The sequence below is a fragment of the Halovenus amylolytica genome (genome assembly GCA_004015825.1).
GTDB classification, from domain to species: Archaea; Halobacteriota; Halobacteria; order Halobacteriales; family Haloarculaceae; genus Halovenus; species Halovenus amylolytica.
The window spans coordinates 39,210-62,842 of the sequence record SAYS01000005.1; the positions used below are offsets into that span (position 1 = coordinate 39,210).

At 60.7% G+C, this 23,633-nt stretch carries 19 protein-coding genes and 1 tRNA gene; 13 read left to right on the plus strand and 7 right to left on the minus strand.

The annotated features are described in order from the left end of the window. Nucleotides 1–277: 277 nt before the first annotated feature. The 4 genes from EOW68_RS04995 to EOW68_RS05010 all read left to right on the plus strand — a co-directional run bounded on the left by EOW68_RS04995 (nt 278) and on the right by EOW68_RS05010 (nt 4,567). Nucleotides 278–556, plus strand: a complete 279-nt coding sequence (locus tag EOW68_RS04995; RefSeq protein WP_128224062.1) for a 4a-hydroxytetrahydrobiopterin dehydratase — start codon at nt 278–280, stop codon at nt 554–556. 75 nt (nt 557–631) lie between these two features. Continuing rightward, the gene (locus EOW68_RS05000; protein WP_128224063.1) at nt 632–1,399 is read left to right on the plus strand and encodes an ABC transporter ATP-binding protein; all 768 of its coding nucleotides are present in this window, start codon (nt 632–634) and stop codon (nt 1,397–1,399) included. Nucleotides 1,400–1,401: 2 nt separating this feature from the next. Continuing rightward, nucleotides 1,402–3,792, plus strand: coding sequence for a CPBP family intramembrane glutamic endopeptidase (locus EOW68_RS05005; protein ID WP_128224064.1), 2,391 nt, complete (start codon nt 1,402–1,404; stop codon nt 3,790–3,792). Nucleotides 3,793–3,838: 46 nt separating this feature from the next. Further along, entirely contained in the window at nt 3,839–4,567 is a 729-nt protein-coding gene (locus EOW68_RS05010) for a hypothetical protein (protein ID WP_128224065.1), read from the plus strand. A 5-nt stretch (nt 4,568–4,572) separates the two neighbouring features. Here the strand turns inward: EOW68_RS05010 and larC are convergent, their stop codons facing one another. Next, nucleotides 4,573–5,889: a nickel pincer cofactor biosynthesis protein LarC gene (gene larC / locus EOW68_RS05015; protein WP_128224066.1), complete on the minus strand. Its 1,317-nt coding sequence runs from the start codon at nt 5,887–5,889 to the stop codon at nt 4,573–4,575. 53 nt (nt 5,890–5,942) lie between these two features. Beyond that, nucleotides 5,943–6,371, minus strand: a complete 429-nt coding sequence (locus EOW68_RS05020) for a universal stress protein (protein WP_128224067.1) — start codon at nt 6,369–6,371, stop codon at nt 5,943–5,945. 158 nt (nt 6,372–6,529) lie between these two features. Between EOW68_RS05020 and EOW68_RS05025 the strand changes: the two genes are divergently transcribed. Next, entirely contained in the window at nt 6,530–8,752 is a 2,223-nt protein-coding gene (locus tag EOW68_RS05025; RefSeq protein ID WP_128224068.1) for a CDC48 family AAA ATPase, read from the plus strand. Between the two features lie 129 nt (nt 8,753–8,881). Further along, the gene (purH, locus tag EOW68_RS05030; protein WP_128224069.1) at nt 8,882–10,492 is read left to right on the plus strand and encodes a bifunctional phosphoribosylaminoimidazolecarboxamide formyltransferase/IMP cyclohydrolase; all 1,611 of its coding nucleotides are present in this window, start codon (nt 8,882–8,884) and stop codon (nt 10,490–10,492) included. Nucleotides 10,493–10,521: 29 nt separating this feature from the next. Here purH and EOW68_RS05035 read toward each other — a convergent pair whose 3' ends face one another. From EOW68_RS05035 to EOW68_RS05045, 3 genes are all read right to left on the minus strand, one after another. Beyond that, nucleotides 10,522–11,508: a DUF368 domain-containing protein gene (locus EOW68_RS05035; protein WP_431358753.1), complete on the minus strand. Its 987-nt coding sequence runs from the start codon at nt 11,506–11,508 to the stop codon at nt 10,522–10,524. Between the two features lie 5 nt (nt 11,509–11,513). After that, a complete protein-coding gene (locus tag EOW68_RS05040) occupies nt 11,514–14,507 on the minus strand; it encodes an oligosaccharyl transferase, archaeosortase A system-associated (protein WP_128224070.1) in 2,994 nt (997 codons plus the stop codon). Between the two features lie 95 nt (nt 14,508–14,602). Further along, nucleotides 14,603–15,094: a DUF5804 family protein gene (locus EOW68_RS05045; RefSeq protein ID WP_128224071.1), complete on the minus strand. Its 492-nt coding sequence runs from the start codon at nt 15,092–15,094 to the stop codon at nt 14,603–14,605. Between the two features lie 145 nt (nt 15,095–15,239). Here EOW68_RS05045 and EOW68_RS05050 point away from each other — a divergent pair, with 145 nt between their 5' ends. The 6 genes from EOW68_RS05050 to EOW68_RS05075 all read left to right on the plus strand — a co-directional run bounded on the left by EOW68_RS05050 (nt 15,240) and on the right by EOW68_RS05075 (nt 21,076). After that, nucleotides 15,240–15,917, plus strand: coding sequence for a DUF7114 family protein (locus EOW68_RS05050; protein ID WP_128224072.1), 678 nt, complete (start codon nt 15,240–15,242; stop codon nt 15,915–15,917). Nucleotides 15,918–15,969: 52 nt separating this feature from the next. Beyond that, a tRNA-Thr gene (locus EOW68_RS05055) sits at nt 15,970–16,041 on the plus strand. Between the two features lie 294 nt (nt 16,042–16,335). After that, a complete protein-coding gene (locus EOW68_RS05060) occupies nt 16,336–17,208 on the plus strand; it encodes a DMT family transporter (protein ID WP_128224073.1) in 873 nt (290 codons plus the stop codon). 188 nt (nt 17,209–17,396) lie between these two features. Next, nucleotides 17,397–17,639, plus strand: coding sequence for a DUF7127 family protein (locus EOW68_RS05065; RefSeq protein WP_128224074.1), 243 nt, complete (start codon nt 17,397–17,399; stop codon nt 17,637–17,639). Beyond that, nucleotides 17,636–19,900, plus strand: coding sequence for a CDC48 family AAA ATPase (locus EOW68_RS05070; RefSeq protein ID WP_128224075.1), 2,265 nt, complete (start codon nt 17,636–17,638; stop codon nt 19,898–19,900). Before EOW68_RS05065 ends, EOW68_RS05070 begins: the two co-directional genes overlap by 4 nt. Before the next feature lie 129 nt (nt 19,901–20,029). Continuing rightward, nucleotides 20,030–21,076, plus strand: coding sequence for a zinc ribbon domain-containing protein (locus tag EOW68_RS05075; RefSeq protein WP_128224076.1), 1,047 nt, complete (start codon nt 20,030–20,032; stop codon nt 21,074–21,076). Nucleotides 21,077–21,143: 67 nt separating this feature from the next. Here the strand turns inward: EOW68_RS05075 and EOW68_RS18490 are convergent, their stop codons facing one another. Beyond that, nucleotides 21,144–21,317, minus strand: coding sequence for a hypothetical protein (locus EOW68_RS18490; RefSeq protein ID WP_431358754.1), 174 nt, complete (start codon nt 21,315–21,317; stop codon nt 21,144–21,146). Between the two features lie 104 nt (nt 21,318–21,421). Next, a complete protein-coding gene (locus EOW68_RS05080) occupies nt 21,422–22,486 on the minus strand; it encodes a glucose 1-dehydrogenase (RefSeq protein ID WP_128224077.1) in 1,065 nt (354 codons plus the stop codon). A gap of 175 nt (nt 22,487–22,661) precedes the next feature. Between EOW68_RS05080 and EOW68_RS05085 the strand changes: the two genes are divergently transcribed. Further along, nucleotides 22,662–23,576: a dihydrodipicolinate synthase family protein gene (locus EOW68_RS05085; RefSeq protein WP_128224078.1), complete on the plus strand. Its 915-nt coding sequence runs from the start codon at nt 22,662–22,664 to the stop codon at nt 23,574–23,576. Nucleotides 23,577–23,633: the final 57 nt, after the last annotated feature.

Below are 23,633 nucleotides of genomic sequence, written 5' to 3' on the forward strand. Positions count from 1 at the left end.
ACGCACGACGCCAGGTATGCTGTGAGGGACATTCCGAACGGATGTTGGCCAGAGAGTGAGAAAGAGACATTCCGTATTCCCGGATTCGATCAGTTTACCAGAGGTCACATCATGTTAGCTGACATATCTTCGCTCCCGCGACAGCCAACACCGCCTGATCAGCCACAGAGCAGTGAGCGGAGCACGGGCGGTTTCAGTCTACTTCGAATCCTACACCAGAGACTCACCAGTGTGACCACAGCCCAACCATTTAGTCGCTTCCCGCCGATATCCAGGTATGGCAGACGTACTCCCAGACGACGAGATAACAGCACAACTCCCGGACGGATGGCACCGCGAGGACGACGAAATAGTCCGAACCTTCGAGTTCGACAGCTACCTCGACGGTGTCGGCTTCGCCGCCGGCGCTGGCGGTATCGCGGAAGACGCCTGGCACCACCCGGAGATGATCATCACCTGGGGCGAAGTCGAGGTCCGGTTTACGACACACGACGCCGGAGGGATCACGGAGAAAGATATCGAACTGGCCGACCGACTGAACGAAATCTACGAGTGATCAGTCTGTCGGCCCGTTTCGCCAGTCGCAACTAACCAAAGCACATTTGCACACTCTCGCATTGGGTTCGGACGAATGGCAGAGACCGATCCCGCCGAACCGGCGGAGACAGTCGCAATCAGCGCGGAGGGATTGACGAAACGGTTCGGGAGCACGGTCGCCGTGTCTGATCTCGATCTGCGTATCCGGACCGGGTCAGTCTACGGCTTTCTCGGCCCGAACGGTGCCGGCAAGACAACCACCATCGAGATGCTGACGACGCTGACACCATCGACATCTGGCTCGGCCCGGATCATGGGAACCTCGGTCGAGGACCGTGATACAATCAAACAGTACATCGGCTATCTCCCACACGAGCCACCAGTCTACGAATCGTTCACGGCGAGAGAACAGCTCGCGTACGCGGCCGATATTCGTGGGATCGACACGGAAGCGGCAGACGAGCGAATCGAGGATCTGCTGGGGCGTGTCGACCTGCTCGCCGAGTCGAACGACCGGATCGGAACCTACTCGCAGGGGATGCGCCGGAAAGTCGGCCTCGTTCAGGCGTTGCTACACCGGCCCGAGGTCGTCTTTCTCGACGAACCCACGAGCGGGCTGGACCCGCGGGCCTCGCGCAGTGTCATCGAGTTGATCAACGAACAGGTCGATACGGGGACGACGGTATTTCTCTCCTCACACATCCTGCCGGTCGTCGAGGAACTCGCCGATACGGTTGGCGTGCTCTACCGCGGTGAACTCGTCGCCGAGGACTCGCCGGATCGACTCGTCGAACGAACCGAAGAGGGACCGAAGACACTCGAGGAGGCCTTCCTCGAAGTTACGACCGAGCGTGGGCTGTAAGGATGTCGTGGGTTCGTTCCCTGCGGACTGATCTGGCCGTCGGGGTGGTGGTCGCCCGAGCGGAGATCAGAGATCGGTTTCGTCGGACGACGAGTTCGCGGCGAAAGAGAGCGCTGTTCGTCTTCCTCGCACTGTTTGCCGTCCCGGGGGTCGTACTGTTCGTCCGGCAAGCCTACGCTGTCGGTGTCCTGACGCGTGAGGGCGTCGGATTCCCGGTCGTCGCTGCGGCCCGGAATCTCCTGGTCCCGGGAATGGCCATTCTTGCGGTCGTCGCTGGTCTCGAAGCCGTCCAGCAACTCGGCAACGAGTCGGTCCGTCCGCTCGTGCTCACGAGCGCCCCGACGCGTGCGGTCGTGATCGGGAAAGTGCTCTCGCTGCTTGCCTCCTGGCTCGTTCTCTTCGGGATGGGATTTTCGCTCGTTCTCGCCTACGCAGCCGGTGCCAGGGCACCGATTTTCGTCCTCTCGATTATCGCTGCTGGCCTCCCGATATTCGTCCTCGTCCTGCTCTCGGGACTGGCCGTCGGCTATCTCCTCTGGCTCGGCGTCGACCGGATCGGTCTCTCGAAGAGTTACCAGCAACTGTTGACAGCAACGCTTTATATCGTCGTTCTGGGCGGGATCTACGCAGGGAGTTCGCTACTCGGGGAAGGGGCCGCCGAGGGCGGGATTCGCGAACTGTTGCCGACCGGTGAGCCACTCGTTCCGATCGGCTGGTACGCGGATCTGTTCTTCCTCGGCTCGCCGATGGAACCGACGATCGGGATGCAGACTCTCGGTGCCGTCCTCACCGTGACCGTGGCAATCGGACTTACCTTTGGGCTCGTCGTCCGTCTGGCTCCCCGGTACTGGTATGCGACACCAGGGGAATCCGAAAGCGCAGATGCGAGTGCGCAGATCCAGCCCGGGGAGTTCGACGAGACACCGGGCGAGGGGATCGGCCGGACAGCTGACTCGGTGTTCGGTCGCTCACGGACGTTGCGGGCCGCGCTCGGCTACACCCGCAGCAGTGTTCGTGACCCCGGACAGTTCGTCTACCTGTTTTACTATCTGTTTCCGGTCGCACCGGTTCTCGCCCAGCAGGCTGTCGGGAACCCGGCGCTGTTTCCGACGACAGCCGGTGCGACACTGATCGTCCTCGGCGTCTGGCTCGCCGGCGGGGTGTTCTGTCTGAACCCGCTCGGTGCCGAAGGAACGATGCTCTCCCAACTCGTCCTGGCACCGGCACCCGCCGAGACGTTCGTCCACGCCCGACTGCTCGCCGGCACGCTGCTGGGACTCGTAGTCTCGGTCAGTGGGCTCGCAGTCGTGACGGCCACAGTCAGTGCTGTGACGCCGACCCTGGCTCTTCTCGGGCTCGGATTCCTCGCGTGTACCGTCCTCACCAGTGCTGCCTTCGCGCTCGGAATCGGATCGGTGCTGCCGAAATTCGAGGCCGTCGAAATCTTCGAGAGTGTCGAAACGCTCGCACCCTCGATTTTCGCCGCAGTGATCCACGGCTTCGTGGCGACACTCCTCCTCGCAGGCGGGTTCGCCGGGACGCTGGCCGTGGGATGGACCGGAAGTCCACTCTCGATCCCGGCTCGGATCGGAGTCGTCGTGGTGTTCGTCGCAGCTATCGGTGTGATCGCGGATGGTTCACGGCGGTACGCAGCCGCACGGCTCCGGGATTACGGGCGGGCAGTCGTCCGGACTGATCGACCATTCGCGATCTACACCGTACTCGCGCTGGCTGCTGGTGCCTTCTTGCTCGGGCAGGCAATCTCGCTGGGTGTGATCTTTCTGCTCGGCGCGAGACAACTCACTGGGGTTTTCGTCCCGTTGCTTTTCATCATCGAATATCTGGGCTACGTGCTCGTGGCCGTCGGCTTCCTCTACGTGACTCGTCGGGGAGTGGCGTATCTCGACATCCGGCTCCCCTCTCCCCGTGAGATCGGAATCGTCGCCGTCGGGGTCGTGTTGTCGTTCGGGCTCTGGGCCGCTGGCTCGGTGCTGATCAGCGAACTCGGGCTGCCGGCGGCCGATCACGCGGCTTTCGACGCCGAAGAAGATGGAACTCCGACGCTGTTACTCTCGCTCATTCCGCTCATGCTTCTGGTCAACGGACCGGTCGAGGAACTGCTCTACCGGAACGTCATCCAGAAGTTCCTGACGGAGCGGTTCTCCCGACCGACTGCAATCGCGGTCGCGAGCGCTGTGTTCGCACTTGCACACGTCCCTGCCTACGTTACCGCCGGGTTCGGTCCCCTGCTGGTGACGCTGTCGCTGCTGTTTGTCGTCTCCTCTCTGTGGGGCACGATCTACGTCTGGACGGAGAGTCTCGTCGTCGTTTCGGCGATCCACGGCCTCTACAATGCGTTGCTCGTGTTCGGGCTGTATCTCAGCATCTCGTAATCAGAACTATCGAGTCGTGTAAGTAGATCCACGGCGAAAGTCGGCTGTGATCGTCGTCGCCACCGAGGACTTCGAACTGTACCACGACGTGGTCTCGGAGCTACGGAATCGTGGCGTGCAGTTCACCACCATGGAACCCGGCACGGAGCTTCCGGAAGAGACGACGGTAGTTCTGGTCGGTGAAGACGACAGCGTGGACCTGCCCGCCGGGATGGATGTCGTCGAGGGGAGCGCCGAAAATCCCAGAGCCGCAGTCGAAGCAGTGATCGCCTCGCTGCGCGGCGACGACGGGCGAACGATCGTCGGGATCGATCCCGGTGAACAGCCCGGTATCGCAGTGCTCACGGGAGACATGATTGTCGCAACGTTTCAGGTCCCACCCGAGCGGGTGGCCGATGTCGTCCACGAAGAGATTGCTGACGCACCGAACCCGCTGATCAGGATCGGCGACGGCGCGCGGCTGATCGGGACCCGAATCGTCGACGAACTCGACGATGTCCCGGTCGAACTGGTCGACGAGACCGGGACGACACCGTATCTCGGGACGGGAGTCCGCGGACTCGGTGACGTCCTCGCAGCCGTCAATATCGCGAGAATCGAGGGCGAGGAGATCGATTCCAGAGAGATCGAACCGACAGCAGGCGAGATCAAGCGGATTCAGGAACAGTCCCGGGAACAGAGCGACGAGAACCGGACGATCGACGGCAAACTCGCCCGGCAGGTCGCACTCGGTGAGTTGACGGTCCGGGAGGCACTCGACGAACACCGCGACTGATGCGACTACTGCTGCTCGGAATCGAGTTCCGCGCGAGCCTGCTGTTCGGCGCGTCGCAACAGTTCTCTGACCGGGAAATCGAGTTCCACAGCGACCGATTGTGCGTCGTCGAACTCGGCGCTGACATCGAACACCTCGTCACTGAGACTGGCAATTTTGACCCCAATCTCGGCTGTCGTCTCCCCAGCATCGACAGTCACAGTACGATACTCCCGATCCGCGATCCACCGGTGACCGCGGCCGTGTTCACGGATCCCGAGCGTTCCGGTTTCTTCGGCGAGTTTGCGTGCGACCCGTTTCGCATCCTCTGGTTTGACGATGACTTTCACGAGATGGCCCGGTCTGGACTTTTTCATCGTCGCGGGGAGAATCGAGACGTCGAGTGCGCCGGCATCGGTGAGCGTTTCCTGTAGCCCGCCAAGTGCCTCCGGCGTCGCGTCGTCGAGGTTCGTCTCCAGGACGGTGACGGGATCACGGGAGAATCCTGCTGTGGACTCACCTACGAGTGCGCGGAGAACGTTCGGGTGGTTCGGGAACGACTTGTTACCGGCTCCGTATCCCGACGCTTCGATACGGAGCGTCGGCAGTTGTTCGACGCCGTCGGCGATGTGAGTGAGAATCGCCGCCCCGGTCGGTGTCAGCAGTTCGGTCTCGACGGGGCCACCGCGTAGCGACCAGTCGGCCCGTTCGGCCAGTTCGACGACAGCCGGCACCGGGACCGGGTAGACACCGTGGCTCATCTCGACGTCGCCGCCGCCAGTCGCGAGGGGCGTCGTGACGATGTCGTCCGGATCGAGATCGTCGAGCAGCAGTGCCGTCCCGACGACGTCGGCGATCGCGTCGTCTGCGCCGACCTCGTGGAAGTGCGTCGAGTCGAGATCAGTGCCGTGCACACCCGCTTCAGCTTCGCCGAGTAGCTCGAAGATCGCTTTCGCGTCGGATTCGACTTGTGCTGGCAGAGCCATCGACTCCACTACCTCGATTACCTCCGGATACGTTCGCTGGGGGCCTGCACCCTCTGCGTGATCGTGGTGGGCATGCTCCGAATCGTGGTCGTGGTGGTGGACGTGGTCGTGCTCGTCGTCGTTCGAGTGATCATGATCGTGCTCGTCGTCGTTCGAGTCCATCTGGTCGTGGGTCGACAGGACCTGGACGTCGGTCGCGGCGATTCCGGCCTGGCTCCGATCACTGATTTCGTAGGAAACATCCAGAGAAGCCTCGATGGGGTGGAGGACAGACGGGTCGGCCCCCGCAGCTATCAGAGCACCGAGAATCATATCCCCGCTTGCACCCATCCGGCCGTCGAACGCGAGCGTGTTCATACGCATCTCTCCGTTTGCTCGAAACAATAGCGTATCGAAGCGAGTGGAACCGATCAGTACGACCGGACGAGATGGACGTCGTAGCTTCCCTCGTGCGAGACGGTTCCAAAGGGCGTCATGAGATCCTCGTTTTCACCGTTTTCCTGCGTCCCCACGTACAGCACCGAGGCGTCGATATCGGCGGCGACCTGTTTGATTCGATCAACCACGCCATCGTGTGGTGCCGATGCGCTCGATTCCGTCAGCACCCGTTCGGAATCGTCAGTCGCTTCCTCTATCTTCCGCTGGAGTGTCGATCGGGCCGTCTCCGCAGCGAACTGGTCGTCCGGTTCGATCCACTTGCGTCGCTCTGCGTACTCCGAACCAGTCGGGACGAAACTGACCGCGACAACCTCCTCGTCGAGTGCTTTGCCGTGTGCAACTGCGCGGTCCAGCGCAGCCTGTGCGACACGCGACCCGTCGTACGGGACCAGAAATACCATGTGGGTCTATACCACAGAGAGGTATAAGAATCTACGGTCACGCCTCAGCAATCGATAACCTTCAGAAATTTGATACCGTTACGGTCACCGTGAATCGCCGCCGGTAACCAAAAGCATATCTCCGCGGGAGACTGAGTGAAACCAAGGCACAGTTTACTATGAACGAAGTGCAACTCGAGGTTGCGAAAGCGTATCCGAACGATTCGGGGCGAGGAATCGCTCGTCTGGACCCAGATACGTTGTTGCACCTCAAGCTTTCGCCGGGAGATATCATCGAGATTGAAGGAGCAGATACGACAGCAGCGAAGGTCTGGCGGGCCGACCGTCAGGACTGGAACACCGACACTGTCCGTATCGATGGCTTCACACGACAAAATGCCGACGTAGGAATCGGAGAACGCGTCGAAATACGGAAGGCAGAAGCCGAGAAAGCCGACACACTCGTCCTGGCTCCGCCGGAGGAGGCGAGTGTGCAGTTCGGTAGCGATGCTGCCGGCATGGTGAAACGGCAGATCCTCAAACGGCCGGTCGTCGAACACGACATCGTGCCGGTGATGTCGTCGACGAACCACCCATTCATGCGCTCGCCCGGGCAGGCGATCCCGTTGATCGCCGTCGAAACGGAGCCCGAGGGGGTCGTTCTCATCACGGAAGACACAGACGTCGAACTCCGTGAAGAGCCAATATCCGGGTTCGAAAAGACGGGTGGGGGGATAACGTACGAGGATATCGGGGGGCTTCAAAAGGAGATCCAGCGTGTCCGGGAGATGGTCGAACTCCCGATGAAGCATCCACAGATCTTCAAGAAACTGGGGATCGAGCCACCACAGGGGGTCCTCTTGCACGGCCCACCGGGCACCGGGAAGACACTGCTCGCAAAAGCAGTGGCAAACGAGACGTCCGCGAGTTTCTTCTCTATCGCTGGCCCCGAAATCATCTCGAAATACTACGGGGAGTCCGAACAACAGCTCCGGGAGATCTTCGAGGATGCGAGCGAGGAGTCGCCAAGTATCATCTTCATCGACGAACTCGACTCCATCGCGCCCAAGCGTGAGGACGTGACAGGCGAGGTCGAACGGCGTGTCGTCGCCCAGCTGTTGACGATGATGGACGGCCTCGAATCCCGTGGGCAGGTCATCGTCATCGCGGCGACGAATCGTGTCGACAGCGTCGATCCGGCACTCCGTCGACCTGGCCGGTTCGACCGTGAGATCGAGATCGGCGTCCCGGACGAGACGGGCCGCAACGAGATCCTCCAGATTCACACGCGTGGGATGCCGCTGTCGGACGACGTGAATCTCGGTCGACTCGCCGAGGAGACGCACGGCTTCGTCGGGGCAGACATCGAGAGTCTCACGAAAGAGGCTGCGATGAAGGCACTGCGCAGATATCTCCCCGAGATCGATCTGGACGAGGAGGATATCCCGCCGAGCCTGATCGACCGGATGATCATCAAACGCGAGGACTTCCGTGGCGCGCTCAACGAGGTGTCGCCGAGTGCGATGCGGGAGGTCCTCGTCGAACTGCCGAAAATAAACTGGGACGACGTCGGTGGCTTGCCAGGGCCAAAGAAGGAGGTCCGCGAAAGCGTCGAATGGCCGATGAACAAACCCGAGAAGTTCGAGCGGATGGGTATCAACCCACCGTCGGGCGTACTCCTGTATGGTCCACCCGGGACAGGGAAGACGCTGATGGCGAAAGCGGTCGCCAACGAGACGGATGCGAACTTCATCAGCGTCCGCGGGCCACAGCTGCTCTCGAAGTGGGTCGGCGAGAGCGAGAAGGCGATCCGCCAGACTTTCCGGAAAGCCCGACAGGTCGCGCCGACGATCATCTTCTTCGACGAGCTCGACTCGCTGGCCCCGGGACGGGGTGGCGATGTGGGTTCGAACGTCTCCGAACGGGTCGTCAATCAGCTCCTGACAGAGCTCGACGGGCTCGAAGAGATGGGGGAAGTGATGGTCATCGGTGCGACGAACCGACCGGACATGATCGATCCAGCACTAATTCGCTCGGGTCGGTTCGACCGACTGGTGATGGTCGGTGAGCCCGATATCGAGGGTCGTGAGCAGATCCTCAAGATCCACACCGACGATATGCCGATCGCTGCTGACGTGAGTCTGCGCGAACTCGCCGAGGTCAGTGGCGGCTACGTCGGCTCGGATCTGGAGTCGATCGCCCGGGAAGCAGCTATCGAGGCGCTGCGCCAGGACGAGGACGCCGAGGAAGTCGACATGCGCCACTTCCGGCAGGCGATGGAAAACGTCAGACCGACGATCACGGACGACCTGCGTGAATACTACGAGGAGATGGAAGAGGAGTTCCGCGGCGGCGGTGGCGACCCGAACCAGCGCCGGGGCGGCCGCATCGGCTTCCAGTAACTCTGTCTTTTCTTTTTCGGCCGATCCAGTTCGAGCCCGGCTACTGTCGGTCACGCACAGGTGGTTCGTGAGTGCATACCAGTCGGGGAGACCGCAACTCCTTTGCTACCGCCGACCCCCCTGTCAGATATGAAACTCGCCGGTATGGCAAGCAATCGCGGCCGGAATCTGATGAATATCGCCGACCAGCTGGGCGGCGTGGAGTTCGACGTCGTACTGACAAACAGCGACGACGCACCCGTCCTCGAAAAGGCCGACAGCCGAGGTATTGCGACGGAGACCGTCGTGCAAACGGACGACGAGTCGCGGATCGACCACGAGAAGCGAGTGCTCGACGCACTCGACGGCTACGACTTCGATCTCGTCTGTCTCGATGGCTACATGCGGATTCTTTCGGATACCTTCCTCTCGGAGTTGCCGACGACACTGAACGTCCATCCGTCGCTGCTGCCCTCCTTCCCCGGGATGGACGCCTGGGGCGACGCACTGGATGCAGGCGTCTCTATTACGGGCTGTACGGTCCACGTCGTGACTGACGCGACCGACGAAGACGGCAACGTGATCGAGGAGAAGGTCGACGCTGGCCCGGTCGTCACGCAAGAGCCAGTCCCGGTCTACGAGGGTGATACAAAAGAACAACTGCAAGACCGCGTCCTCTACGAGGGGGAGTTCTCGGCGTACCCACGGGCAGTCGACTGGTTCGCCACCGGCCAGGCGACTGTCGACTACGAGAACGAAGAGGTGACAGTCGAAGCCGATACCGGTGGTCAGTTCCCACACCGCAGGCTCGTCACGGACGACAAAGCCACCGAGTTGCGGTACGGGGAGAACCCACATCAGGACGCAGCCCTCTACGTCGACCGGACGACCGACGAGGCGAGCGTCGTTCACGCAGCGCAACTCAACGAGGGCGCGAAAGCTCTCTCCTACAACAACTACAACGACGCGGACGGCGCACTCAATCTCATCAAGGAGTTCGACGAACCCGCTGCAGCAGTCATCAAACACACCAACCCCGCAGGCTGTGCAACCGCGGATTCGATCTCCGAAGCCTACGACCGCGCACTCTCGACTGACCCGATGAGCGCCTTCGGGGGCATCGTCTCGCTCAACCGGACCTGTGACGCAGAGACAGCGACGAAGATCATCGACTCGTTCAAGGAGGTCGTCGTCGCACCGGGATACACCGAGGATGCACTCGACGTGCTCACAGAGACGGAGAATCTCCGGATTCTGGACGTCGGCGACATCGGCGAAATCTCCGAACCGATCACCGAGAAACCGCTCGTCGGGGGCCGACTCGTCCAGCAGCGTGATCTCCAGTCACTCGACCGCGACGATCTGGAGGTCGTGACCGAGCGCGAGCCGACCGACGAGCAGATCGACTCGATGCTCTTTGCCTGGCGGACGCTGAAACACGTCAAATCCAATGGGATCCTCTTTGCCAAAGGAACCGAAACAGTCGGGATCGGGATGGGCCAGGTCTCCCGCGTCGATGCCGTCCGACTCGCGGCGATGAAAGCCGACGAACACGCCGAGGGGAAGGCGGCAGAAGGTGCTGTCATGGCTTCCGACGCGTTCTTCCCGTTCCCGGATGGAATCGAACACGCCGCGGAGGCAGGGATCGAGGCTGTGATCCAGCCCGGTGGATCGAAAAACGACGACAAGGTGATCGAGGCAGCTAACGAGCACGATATGGCGATGGTGTTCACCGGCTCACGGTCGTTCCGACACGACTAGACCGTCGACCCGTTTTTACCGTACTTCGATCAGTACGTCAGATCTTCGGTGTGCCGATCCAGAACGAAGACGGCCACAGCTCCGAGAACGATAGCCAGCAACACACCAGCGATAGCTGTCGGGTCCGACCCCTCGGTATCCGCTAGAACCTCGATGACAGGGAGCCGGAGGGCACCGATCATGAGACTGACGAGGAAGGCGAGCGTCAGACTCCGGTGGGTATCCAGCGCCCACCGGACTACGTGAGCGACAGAGAGCACACCGACGAGCGCGCCTGCGAGAAAGGTCACCACGACGGCAGCGTCCCCGAGAAAGGCCGTCGTGACACCGAGGGACACCAGATCGATGAGGCCGTCGATGAAGCCGTTGAGAGCGGCAGTAATAGGGTCGTACTGTCCGAGCAACAGGAGGATGAAAGCGCCGGAGATTCCCGGCAAGATCATGCCGCTGATTGCGACCATGCCAGCGAGGAAGACGACAGGCAGCGTGTGTGGGACGAGTCCCTGCCCGGTCGCACCAGCGATCACGAAGGCAAACGCTGCACCGACCAGACTAACACCGAGATGCTTGGGCGAGAGGAGCCACTCCCGGCGGCCGAGGACGACCGCCGAGGCACCGATGAGCCCGAAAAAGAAAGCGAAGGTCGGGCCGCGAAACGTCGAGAGTGCAAACTGGACGAGCCGTGCAAGCACGATGACGGCCGAAACCATTCCCGTTCCAAGCGTTACGAGAAACCAGATATCCATCTCGCGAAGCGATGAAAAAAACTCCTTGCGGGATTCTCTCCGGTTGAGGTGCGGGATATACCGGAGGGGTGCAGGGTCGAGCGACGTGACGGCACGGATCAGCCGCTCGTAGATGCCGACGATCAATGCGATGGTGCCGCCGGAGACGCCGGGGACGGCATCAGCTGCACCCATCGCGAGCCCTTTTAGATAGATCACCAGCCAGTCACGGAGCGTCGCCTGCTCCGTGGCTGTGGGCTCGGCCTGCTGTGTTGATGGATCGGGGACCACGTTTGCTACGGAACGACTGTTCGAATCGACTGTGTCTGGTTGTCGCCTTGCTGATCGTCGGTACTCCCGTCGTCGGTGGTACCTTCGCCGGAGCTTTGTTCCTCACCACCGTCAGTTCGCTGCAGGAGTGGTTCCTCTTCCAGCGTCACTTCGGCGACCGAGTCGTCTTCACCGACCACCTGCCCCTCGGTCACGTCCACGGTCCCGCGGTAGGTCGTCGGGAGCTCCTCGCCGTCCACGGTGATATTCGAGGGATCGACGTCGGTCTGGATCGTGTAGCTTCCGTTCGCGCGGACGTTGGTATCCGTGTATCCCTCCTCGACACCCCACTGGTCGTACCCGTCGGTCGCGTACGGAACCGTAGTGGTGAACTCGCCATTCGAGTCGGTCTCGATTTGCTGGCGGTAGGTGAACTCGTTTCCGTTCTCGGGCTGGATCGGGACGCTCACGACGAGGTCCTCGTTTGCCGGGCCAGTTCCTTCGATCGTCGCACCGGGCACACGCTCGAAGGTTTTCGTCCACGCAGGGTTGGATCCGACGAGGATCTCCCGCGGGAGCCCGGTTATCTGTGAATCACGCTGGGCGACGAGGCTCTGCTGGAAGCCGAGTCCGGAGTTCAGCAGCTGTCGTTCCTGCTGTGATGCAGACCCCCCGCTGGGCACTGCCGAGACGTTGTTCATGTGGACGAGTCGGAAGTGTTCGAGTGCCTCGACTGGCTCTTCGGGACTGAGTCCGATGCCACCGACAGTCCGGTCTGTCCGCTGCTCGGCCCACTCCTGGGCTGCCGAGACGTTGTCGAAGGCCTGGACCGGATTCTGGTCCTGCTGGAGCCCACCACGCTGGACGCCGATCGGATCCGGTTCACGGTGGCTTCCGTGGTAGTGATAGAGCCGAGTTGTCATCGAATTGTAGTACGGTTGTTGCTGTGCCATCGTACTCTGTGAGAAGAGTTGCTGTTGGCTCCGGATCTCTTCTGAATTCGTGAGATAGACACGCTCGAAGAAGTCGCCTCGCTGGTAGTCGTTGTGGAACTGGATCGGGGCGAAATACTTCCCGTTGACGATGCCCTCGGTCTCGGCCATCTTCCAGTCGATCGTGACGTACTGGGTCTGTGCGTTCTCGTCTTCGTCGAACCGCTGTTCGAGTTCGTCGATCGCTTCCTCTTCACTCTGTGCCAGCAGGAAGTAGGCCGCATCGGTGGCACCCTGCTGGAACGGGTTGGCGTTCGGAATTCGCTCACCCTGAGCGGTTATCCAGTGGCCGTAGTCCCACCAGGATAACACCCCATAGGAGCCATCCTGGTAGTCGTGATCATCTGTTCGGTCGTACGTTCCGAACAGATCCATCGGCTCCCCATCGGGGTTCGCGTACTGCCCCTGTTCGGGCGTGTTCTCGGACATCCATTCGAGACCGTCGTCCCAGGCGAGGACATCACCGGCGCGGCTCTGTCCGTCGGCCTGCTCCACTGCAGTACTGTCCGCACCGATCCACGGTACACCCAGCAGCGGAACGAACATGACGAGCAGGACCATCGCGATGGTGAGCACCTGGTAGGTCTCGATCGAGAACTCCTGGTCGGCAGCCGAACCGAGTGTTTTCATCAGGAAGCCGACCACCACCGCGTTCAGCGCACCAACCGGAACGGTGAGGTAGTATCCGAATCGGGCCTGCGTGAACGTCGCTGACACCATGAACGCTGCCCAGACGAGGACGAGGAGTTCTTGCCCCTGCGCCCGGTCGGACATCGTCTGTCGAACGAGAATGATCGCCGCTCCGATGGCCGCAGTGACAGCCGCGAAGTGATACTGATTGTAAAGATAATCGAGCCGATTATCCGGGGCCTGGAACTCGGCGATCGTGCCACCTGTCGAACTCGTTGGAGTCATAAATCCCAGTACACGGTCGACCTGGTTGACGAAGAAGCCGAACAGATCCGGGAGCACCAGTGCAAAGATGAGAGCGCTCCCGAGTATCAATCCGAAGACAGCGCCGGGGTACGCGTACGCCGGGACATCGTCTCGCTGTTCGACCTCTCGTGAGAGCCATGCCATAAAGACGACGCCACCCGCGACGGCAAAAGCCAGTCCCGGCTGGAGAATCGACCGTGCCGTCGCCGATATCTCCAGTGTCTGGACGGCAGCTAGCTGTAGCACACCGGCGGTGAGTAGTGAGATACTACCGACGAAGGCCGCGTGCTCGGGACTCTGACCGCGAAGATGCTGGAGACTGAGGTGAAGTACGAAAAATGCACCGAGAATACCGAAGATCCAGACGCCGGGCGACCACGTCCAGATGTAGAGACTCATCGCGATCCCGGCGAGAATCGACCAGCCGATCGTCCCGCGGAGCGCCTGTATCTCACCGGCAGCGACGAGTTCGTAGACGGGTTTCTCCCGCTCGGCGACGGCCAGTGCGACCATGACCCCCAGTATCGCGATCGACATGAACAGTGCCTCTGCGACGTGGTGGTCGGTAAATCCTGCGAGACTGACCTGTAGCAATCGATCGGGCGCGAAAGCGATAAATGCAACAGCGGCGATCCCACCGAACCGACCGCCGAGTCGACGACCGATGACGTACGCTGGAATACAGAGTGCGAGTGCGAAGAAGGCAGGTGCGACGAGGACGATCTGCCGGACGAGACTCTCACTGGGATTGCCCAGCCCGACGACGAGCGCACTGAACCCGATTATCTGATCGAAGAGGGTCCCGAACTGTGCGTTGGAGGTCCCGACGGGGAAGTACGTCCAGGGATCGAACGGCATCGTCGCGAGATTATTTTCGACGACGTACTGCGTCGATCGGAGGTGATACCACGGGTCGTTCCCGCTGAGATAGACAGTTCCGTCGACGACGAAGTTAGACCAGTTGCGGATGCGGTTCCAGAAAGCGAAGACGATCAAGAAGACGAGTGCCGGATAGTGGTAGTATTCGTACAACCATGCTGCGACTGCCTTGCTTTCCGACTCTTCGGATAACTGTTCCCGCCAGTTGCTCATTAGCAGGTGTCAGAGGGAGTGTGTGCATAAGCCTTATGTAATCACATGAGTCCCCTCCGAAAATAAGACAGCCAGACACGGGAGGCAAACCGGCTCTATGCACCGAACTCTGCCTCGGTAACGCGAACGAGCAGGGTCTCGTCCACGTCTCGAAGGTCGTATTCGGGAATCTGTTCGTCAGTTCGCGTTACGAGCATCGGTTCGACGAGCCGTGGGAGCTCGTCAGTCGGTCCCGCTTCGTCGTCGGTGTCGGGATACTCGACGCCGTACACACGAAGGAATCGACCCGTGTCCTCGGGTGCGATATCGTCGTTGCGGATCGCGGTCGCGAGGTCGCGCGAGAGCCACTCGGTTTCGCTGACCGACGGTTCCAGTACGAAACACTCCTCGACGAAGCGAACGAGATACCAGTCGAGATCGTTGAGCAGTGCAACAGCCGCGCCGAGGCTGACTGTTTCGACTGCGACCGTGTTCCCGTAGGGTTCTTTGAGGTCGTACGCTGCCAGAGCATCTCTGGCTGTTTCCCGGGACAGGAGTTCGTACTGCAGGTTCGTACCTTCTGTACCGACCAGACACACCCGCGTCATATCTCGCCAGTGGACCGGACAGGGGAAAGCGGTTTCGTCCCCTATCCAAGCTGTCGAGAGACTACTTTTCAGAGTGTCGTTTCACGCAAGGAAAGCCGATGGTGGTTCCAAACTTCTTTGACCTTCCCGCCGCTAGATCCGGGTGATGGACGAAGCCGGGGCGACGAGGCGGGCTGCACTCGATACCGTCGGTGATATCGAACCTGCCGGGTTACGCGGTCGGATCGAAAGCTGGCTCGAAGAAGGATCGATGGTACCGGGTGCGCTGACGATACACTGTGCGCACACGTTGACCGACCAACCTGTCGGCCAGGAAGACACGCTCGGGGATCCGATCGCGGAACGGGCAGGTGGTGTCCAGCTGATCTACGAAGGACTCCGGTTGGCTCGGGAGCTATCACACGAAGAACCCTGGAAAGATGGCGACAGTGACGAGGCAGATCTGCGGATTCTGGTGTCGGACGTGCTCGTCGCTCGCGGGTTCTTTTTGCTCGCCCGGACGGGCGCGGCGGACAAAGCAGTCGAGACGGTGCGTGCGTTCGGACGGGACCAGACGATCGGTCGGGAGACCGATGATAGTTCCTTCGACAGAAACCTCGAAGCGGATACACTGGAGCTGGCGGCGATCGCCGGTTCGGATTTCGCGAACGTCGAGGTTCCGACCCGGCTTCGAGAGTACGTGATAGAACGTGGCAGTGAGCTGACAGATGCGGGGTTTCCGCCGGCCGAGCAGTTTTTCACCGAGAGCGATCGAGACTGGTTTCGGGGGTTACAGCCCGACAGCAGCGGCGGAGACGGCCTGACGACCTCCGTCGACGACTAGCGGGTGGAAATCGAAACGTTCAAAGACAACTCGCGGCAATCGGTAATTGCGTGCCTGGGTAGCTTAGCGGTAAAGCGCGTCCTTGGTAAGGACGAGACCCCGGATTCAAATTCCGGCCTAGGCTTTTTCCAAGCGACGGATCAAAGCGTCAGCGACGGATCGGAGCGCGTGAAAAGCCGACGACGGATTTGAATCCCTATCAGTCGCGCGCAGCGAAGCGAGCACGTCTGCCTCCGGTTCAAATTCCGGCCTAGGCTCTTTTCGCGAACCAACTGCGCGGAGTTTCAGCTCCGCCCTTCGATTGTGATCGACGAGGTTACTGTCGGAGTTGCTCACTCGGTCTCCCGATCTATCGAGCGAGTAGCGAGCGAACCGCCGACCGAACGCCTCTTGTTCGGCAGGGCCATCGGGCCCAACAATGGAAGCCGCGCTCGGTATTGCTGTTCTCGCAGCCTTCGTCTGGGGAGGATACATCTATTTACTGAAACGGTCTTTTGATAGCTACTCGCCAGCCGGGCTGATCGTTCTGGTCAACATCTTTGCGGTGGGCTGGTATCTACCCGTGGTGGGGTACGACGGCGCTCGGGTCCTCGAATCGATCGACCGTTTCGCGATCCCTGAACTTGGAATTACCATTCTGGCGTCGGGAATGACCGCCGCAGCAACAGTCCTGTTTCTCCGCGCGCTCGCGACGGGGGAGGTTTCCTACATTACACCGATCAACAAGATCGTCCCAGTGTTCGTGCTCCCGGTTGAGATCGTCTTTCTCGGCCAGTTCCTGACACCGTTGCAGGTGTTTGGCGTCATCGTGGCGACGCTCGCAGTGTACGTCGCCAACTACGAGCCGGGTGGGTTCTTTCTCCCCTTTATCAAGGCGGCGCACTCGCGACCGGCCCAGTTGGCCCTATTGAGTGCAGCCTGTTTCGCTATCTCGGACGTGAGTCGCCGTGTCGCATTGCAGGAGCTTGCGATCGCACAGCGACTCTACGTCCCACTGCTTCTGGTCTTCGTCGCGGTCCTCCTGTTGCCCTCGGCGATCTCGAACCCACCAGCTGTCGACCGGACAGACCTCCCGAAGTTCGCCTTCGCTGGTGGACTCGTCGCCGTCGGTGAACATCTGACTACGATCGCTTTCGCGACACTGCCAGCCAGCATCGCCTCACCGATTGTCAACACCCAGGCGATCGTGGCCGTCGTTCTCGGCGGCATCTTGCTCGGAGAACGCCACTTTCGGCTTCGTCTGCTCGCCGCTGTCCTCGCTGTCGTCGGCGTGACGCTTCTCTCCGTGTGAGTGCGGGTAGCGGGCCGTCACTCGAACTATCGAGAGTGTCTCTCGGGTCGCTAGCAAACCAGGCAGAGATATGCGAAGGATTTAAATGACTTCGTTATCGGACGTTTACTCAACGGAAGCAACAGTAATCAATCTTTGCCGCATTTTGCGACAATTATATATACTTAGAAGGATTACTTGTAGTAAGTATGGAAGCATACAAGCAGCTGTCAGAGCGCGGGGCAGAAGTCGCCCGACGCGAGTACAGCGACCATGTGGAACTGGCAGCGGATTTCGGTCCCGCTCAGGACATCGACGTCGATGTCGTTGGCGAGACCGTGATCGTCGTGACCGACGGGGAGAGCTACGATATCGACGTCGACGGCACCCCGCAAGCGTTTATCAAAAATGGCGTCCTCACTATCGAACTAGACGAGGAGGCAGACTCATGAAACTCACAGTCAAACCGCTAAAACAGAAAGACGCCGGACGTGGACTGGCAGCGATCGACAGGCAAGCCATGTCCGAGATGGAGCTCGAAAACGGTGATTACATCATCGTCAAGGGCGACTCCGGCCGGACTGTCGCACGTGTCTGGCCTGGCTACCCGGAAGACCAGGGTAAGGGAATCGTCCGGATCGACGGCCGCCTCCGCAAGGAGACGGGCGTCGGGATCGACGATACAGTAAACGTCGAGAAGGCAGACGTCCAGCCAGCGACCTCGCTCACGGTTGCCCTCCCACAGAATCTGCGCGTCCGCGGGAACGTCGGGCCGATGATCCGACAGAATCTAAGCGGGCAGGCAGTCACGCAGGGACAGACTGTGCCCGTCTCCTTCGGACTCGGGCCGCTGTCCTCGATGTCCGGGCAGCGGATCCCGCTGAAAGTCGCGAACACGGAGCCTGGCGGCACCGTCGTCGTGACGGACTCGACCGAGATCGAGATCAGTGAACAGCCCGCCGAACAGCTCACCGACGAGGAAGCAAAAGAGCGCGAAACCCCGAGTGTCACCTACGAGGATATCGGTGGTCTCGACAAGGAACTCGAACAGGTCCGGGAGATGATCGAACTGCCGATGCGTCATCCAGAACTGTTCCAGCAGCTCGGTATCGAGCCACCGAAAGGTGTGCTGCTGCACGGCCCACCGGGGACCGGGAAGACGCTGATGGCGCGGGCCGTCGCCAACGAGATCGACGCCTACTTCACTGATATCTCCGGCCCGGAGATCATGTCGAAGTACTACGGTGAGAGCGAAGAGCAAATGCGGGAGGTCTTCGAGGAAGCAGAGGAGAACTCCCCGGCAGTGATCTTTATCGACGAGATCGACTCCATCGCGCCGAAACGGGGCGAGACTTCCGGCGACGTGGAACGGCGCGTCGTCGCACAGTTGCTCTCCCTGATGGACGGGCTCGAAGAGCGCGGGCAGGTCATCGTCATCGGTGCGACCAACCGTGTCGACGCGATCGATCCGGCGCTCCGTCGTGGCGGCCGTTTCGACCGCGAGATCGAGGTCGGCGTCCCGGACAAGGAAGGCCGCAAGGAGATCCTGCAGGTCCACACCCGCGGGATGCCACTGGTGGAGGGGATCGACCTCGACCAGTACGCAGAGAGTACGCACGGGTTCGTCGGTGCTGACATCGCAGGCCTCACGAAAGAAGCCGCGATGAACGCACTCCGGCGCATCCGTCCGGAGCTCGATCTCGAAGAAGACGAGATCGATGCGGACACGCTGGAGAAACTGCAGGTCACCGAGCAGGACTTCAAACACGCGATGAAGGGCATCGAACCCTCGGCGCTGCGGGAGGTGTTCGTCGAAGTGCCCGAGATCACCTGGGAGGATGTCGGTGGCCTCGAAGAGACCAAGGAACGGCTCCGCGAGACGATCCAGTGGCCGCTCGAATACCCTGGCGTCTTCGAGCAGATGGATATGCAGGCCGCAAAGGGTGTCATGATGTACGGGCCGCCGGGGACCGGGAAGACGCTACTCGCGAAAGCGATCGCCAACGAGTCCCAGAGCAACTTCATCTCGATCAAGGGACCGGAGCTGCTCAACAAATACGTCGGTGAATCCGAGAAGGGCGTCCGCGAAGTGTTCGAGAAGGCCCGGGCGAACGCCCCGACGGTGGTCTTCTTCGACGAGATCGACTCCATCGCCGGCGAACGAGGCCAGCACAGCGGCGATTCGGGTGTCGGCGAGCGCGTCGTCTCCCAGCTGCTGACCGAACTGGACGGGCTCGAAGAACTCGAAGACGTGGTGGTCATCGCGACCACGAACCGTCCGGATCTGATCGATCCGGCGCTCGTCCGTCCCGGCCGACTGGACCGACACATCCACGTGCCGGTGCCCGACGAGGAGGGTCGTCGCAAGATCTTCGAGGTCCACACCCGCGGCAAACCGCTCGCCGACGACGTTGATCTCGACGAGCTCGCCGAGAAAACGGAGGGCTACGTCGGTGCTGATATCGAGGCCGTCAGCCGCGAGGCGTCGATGGCCGCGACGCGCGAGTTCATCAACAGCGTCGATCCCGACGATGTCGACGACAGTGTCGGCAACGTCCGTGTCACGGCAGCCCACTTCGACCAGGCACTGGAGGAGGTCTCCGCGAGTGTCGACGAAGAGACCCGGGAACGCTACGAGGAGATCGAAGACAAATTCGGTCGCCGCGATACCGACAAGGCCGGGGAAAACGAAGTCGGACGAACCTTCCACTGATCGAGCCGGCTGTTACGCGGATCGAGTTCTATAAAGAATAACAGCGCGAGTACCACGGGCCACCGTGCCCGTGGGTGAAGCGCGTCACAACACGACCGTTTAACGAATATCAAACCAGACTAGAATCCAGTGCAGTCGTCCAAACTCACCCAAACACTATCGTTCGGACTAGACATCCGTACGGGGAGTGGCGACGACTTGCGAACCGGCTGTCTCGAAGCCCGACGCATCCGCAACGAAACCAACCGCCTCGACCGGCAGGGCGGTGAATGGGATGACATCAAATCAGTTGTCGTGGATAACGCCACCCACGTCAAAAACACCAGTCAACTCATCGTTGACAAGGCACTTGGCGAACTTGAAACCTATCACGATAATAAAAATGACGGGTGGGGTCGGCCAGACCCGTACATCGACGAAATGTACCCGATGGTGATGAACCACCGTGAAGGCTATCGCCTGTTCCCCGAAGACAACGGGACGGTTCGGTTCCGTATCACGGCCACGAGAGGCACGCACGTCAAAGGCGAACTTCGTGGCAGCCCCGACCACTTCGACAGACTGCAAACCGCGTTCAACGATGAAGAGTGGCGGGTTGGGACCGCTGAAGTCATTCACAAGCACACCGAGTGGCAACTCCACGTCACCGTCACACACAAGAACCACAGAGTCGCCAGCAAGAACGATGCGGACATGCGAGACTCCATCGACTACGGCACGCGTATGAACCGCCGCCTCCACTCGCTGCCGTTTGCAGCACTCCAAGAAATGGTTTCGTACAAATCTGCGTGGGTCAGAATTCCGTCTGACGAGGTTGACCCTGCGTACACGAGTCAGCGATGCCCACGAACTGAGTGCCAGCACACAGAACGAGCGAACCGGCATAAAAAACGGTTCAAGTGCCAGCAGTGCGAGTTCCAAGACCATAGCGACAGAAAGGCGGCGGTGTGCGTGGTGCAAAACTGGTTCGAAGAACAGGAGACTGAGAATGTGCCGTCTCTCGAAACCCTTCCACGAGTGAAGAAGGTGAGACGGGCGGCATCGGGGGCTGGTGGAGGCCCCGACTCTCACGGAGCACTGTTCGCTTCGGGTGTTGACCGACACGGAACGTCGGCGCAAGGTGAAACCCAAGCGCGAGAGGAATTAAAGACCGTTGCGTCAGGCGTGCAAGACTAAACACGGACGCCCCTGCGCCACCGTGCGCGGGGTACTTCACTTTCGACTGTTTCGAACACGCAACAGATCACTCGCTGTCCAGCCGCTGGACGAGCCGGTCACTCAGAAAGAGTGCACCTGCGGACAGAACTGTCACGACAACGATAGAGAGCGGTCCCGGCGGCTCCGAAACGATCGTAACTACCACAGACCAGACGAGGATCATCACGGCTACCGAGACCAGAAAGCGCCACGTTTCCATACTCAGTCCTGTACTGGAGACGACAAACCTGTTTTGATAGGCTGTCCGGCTTTCGCCGGAAAAGGGTCCGACGGTAACGCTCCCTAACCGAACTACGATGTGTGTTATTCGAGAGATTCGAACTCGACGGCAGTCTTGATGATCTCGTCGGAATCTTCGAACGCCCGCTCGAAATCGTCGTAGTCGACGATCCGCGTCACAAGCGCATCCAGCGCGTCTTCGGGCAGTTCCTGCAGTCGATCGACTGCATCCCTGAAATGGCGCGGACCGGAGTTGACACTCCCGACGATCGCCTTGTTGTACATCACACACTCCTTGTGGAACTTGCCGCCGTCGATCTCGAACTCCCAGGGCTCCGGAATGCCCAGCAGTGCGGCGACGCCGTTCGGGGCGAGCGCGTGGACACTGGTGATCGCGTGTTTCGCGTAGCCGGTCCCCTCGTAGACGAGGTCCATCGACTGGTGGACGTCGGGAATCTCCTCCACGGGCGTCTCGCGGGAGTCCACATAGGTCGCGTCGAGCTGTTCGATCAGGTCGATCGTCGGATCGGGCCGGTCACGCCGGCCCAGGCAGTACACGTCCATCTCCGCTGTCAACATCGCGACGGTCAACAGACCCAGCGACCCGTTGCCCAGCACAAGCGCCGATTCGGGCTCCCAGGTGAACGACGACCGCGAGGAGTACGCGAGCTCCAGTGCCTTCTCAGAGATACTCACCGGTTCGACGAGGAAACCACGCGCGGCCAGCTCCTCGGGAATCGGGATCAGAAACCGCTCTTCGCTGACGAAGTACTCGCTCATGAATCCGTGCGCGCCGTCGATACCCCGTTCGAGTGTCTTCTCCGGCGGGGCCATATCGGCTTCCTCGCGCGCGAAATAGCCGTTGTCCTCGCCGGCGGGCGGCCGTCGGACCGTCGGTACGACGATATCCCCTTTCTCGAAGCTCGTCTCGTTTGGCTCTTCGACGACACCGACAGCCTCGTGGCCGAGAATGTGATACTTCTCACCCTCCGGGAATCCCCCGTGTGAACCCTCGATAACTTCGTGGTCTGTTCCGTCCACACCGACACGGAGCGTCCGGACCAGTGCCTCGTTCGATGCCGGCTCCGGGTCCGGAACGTCGAGAATCTGTGGACCTGACTCGTCTTTTGTGACTCCGATTGCTTTCATACCTGCAGCTACGCACTCCGCGATAAAAAATTTACCTACTTCCGAGTAAATTTTCAGTCGAGTCAGTCTGATGAGGTCGGCTGGAAAAATCACTATCGGGTGGGCCGTAGTCCGTTCGTTTCCGACTTCCCCGGCAAGCGATGGTGTTTTTGGCGGGAAAGGAGAAAGAGTAGACATGACAGATCACGCCCCATCACCAGGAAAGAACGATCCACTCGGTGCGACCGGCGTCATTCCACCGACTGTAACCGCCTTCGACGAGTCGGGTGCAGTCGACCACGAGGCGACTGCGGCTCACGCCCAGTTCGTCGCCGACGCCGGCGCGAACGGCGTCTTTCCGCTCGGAACCAACGGTGAGTTCCCGCTCCTGACCGACGAAGAGCGCCAGCAGGTCGTCGAAACGGTCGCCGACGCGGTCGATGTCCCCGTCATCGCAGGCGTCGGCGCGCCCGCGACACGGACGACAGTGGCACACGCCGAACACGCCGAATCGGTCGGTGCCGACGGCGTCGTTGCTGTCACACCCTACTACTATCCGCTCGACGACGAAGCAGCAGTCAATCACTACAGCGAGGTCGCCGGCGCGGTCGATATTCCGGTCTATATCTACCACATCCCCTCGAAGACGGGCAACGAACTCAGCCTCGCTGCACTCGACCGGCTCGCGGAGATCGACGGTATCGCTGGCGTGAAAGACTCCTCGAAGGACGTCCCGTGGCTCGCACAGGCGATCGACCGCAACCCCGAACTGAGCTTTATGATCGGCTCTGACTCGCTTCTGTATCCGGGACTTTCGATCGGCTGTTCCGGCCTCGTAAGCGCCATCGGCAACGTCTTCCCGGAACTGGTCGTCGATCTGTACGAGGCATACGATGCCGGGGAGGAGGAACGCGCCCGGGAACTTCAGTCGAAAGCGTTCGAGATCCGGAACGCCCTCAAACGCGGCCCGTACATGGCTGGTGTCAAAACCGCACTCGAGTTGCGTGATCTCTCCTTCGACGTTGGGACTCTCCGTTCGCCGTTGCGAGGTATGGGAGACGAGGACAAAGCAGCACTCGAAGCCGATCTCGAATCGCTCGGACTACTATAACCGAAGAAACAGATCTACTGAATCGGTAGACCTTTTTCGATTGGGAGGGGAACTGTT

What these genes read in the sequence shown, in the direction of transcription:
- EOW68_RS04995 (WP_128224062.1), top strand. Translation starts at nt 278, where the DNA reads ATGGCAGACGTACTCCCAGACGACGAGATAACAGCACAACTCCCGGAC.
- EOW68_RS05000 (WP_128224063.1), top strand. Translation starts at nt 632, where the DNA reads ATGGCAGAGACCGATCCCGCCGAACCGGCGGAGACAGTCGCAATCAGC.
- EOW68_RS05005 (WP_128224064.1), top strand. Translation starts at nt 1,402, where the DNA reads ATGTCGTGGGTTCGTTCCCTGCGGACTGATCTGGCCGTCGGGGTGGTG.
- larC (WP_128224066.1), bottom strand. Translation starts at nt 5,889, where the DNA reads ATGAACACGCTCGCGTTCGACGGCCGGATGGGTGCAAGCGGGGATATG.
- EOW68_RS05020 (WP_128224067.1), bottom strand. Translation starts at nt 6,371, where the DNA reads ATGGTATTTCTGGTCCCGTACGACGGGTCGCGTGTCGCACAGGCTGCG.
- EOW68_RS05025 (WP_128224068.1), top strand. Translation starts at nt 6,530, where the DNA reads ATGAACGAAGTGCAACTCGAGGTTGCGAAAGCGTATCCGAACGATTCG.
- purH (WP_128224069.1), top strand. Translation starts at nt 8,882, where the DNA reads ATGAAACTCGCCGGTATGGCAAGCAATCGCGGCCGGAATCTGATGAAT.
- EOW68_RS05040 (WP_128224070.1), bottom strand. Translation starts at nt 14,507, where the DNA reads ATGAGCAACTGGCGGGAACAGTTATCCGAAGAGTCGGAAAGCAAGGCA.
- EOW68_RS05045 (WP_128224071.1), bottom strand. Translation starts at nt 15,094, where the DNA reads ATGACGCGGGTGTGTCTGGTCGGTACAGAAGGTACGAACCTGCAGTAC.
- EOW68_RS05050 (WP_128224072.1), top strand. Translation starts at nt 15,240, where the DNA reads ATGGACGAAGCCGGGGCGACGAGGCGGGCTGCACTCGATACCGTCGGT.
- EOW68_RS05060 (WP_128224073.1), top strand. Translation starts at nt 16,336, where the DNA reads ATGGAAGCCGCGCTCGGTATTGCTGTTCTCGCAGCCTTCGTCTGGGGA.
- EOW68_RS05065 (WP_128224074.1), top strand. Translation starts at nt 17,397, where the DNA reads ATGGAAGCATACAAGCAGCTGTCAGAGCGCGGGGCAGAAGTCGCCCGA.
- EOW68_RS05070 (WP_128224075.1), top strand. Translation starts at nt 17,636, where the DNA reads ATGAAACTCACAGTCAAACCGCTAAAACAGAAAGACGCCGGACGTGGA.
- EOW68_RS18490 (WP_431358754.1), bottom strand. Translation starts at nt 21,317, where the DNA reads ATGGAAACGTGGCGCTTTCTGGTCTCGGTAGCCGTGATGATCCTCGTC.
- EOW68_RS05080 (WP_128224077.1), bottom strand. Translation starts at nt 22,486, where the DNA reads ATGAAAGCAATCGGAGTCACAAAAGACGAGTCAGGTCCACAGATTCTC.
- EOW68_RS05085 (WP_128224078.1), top strand. Translation starts at nt 22,662, where the DNA reads ATGACAGATCACGCCCCATCACCAGGAAAGAACGATCCACTCGGTGCG.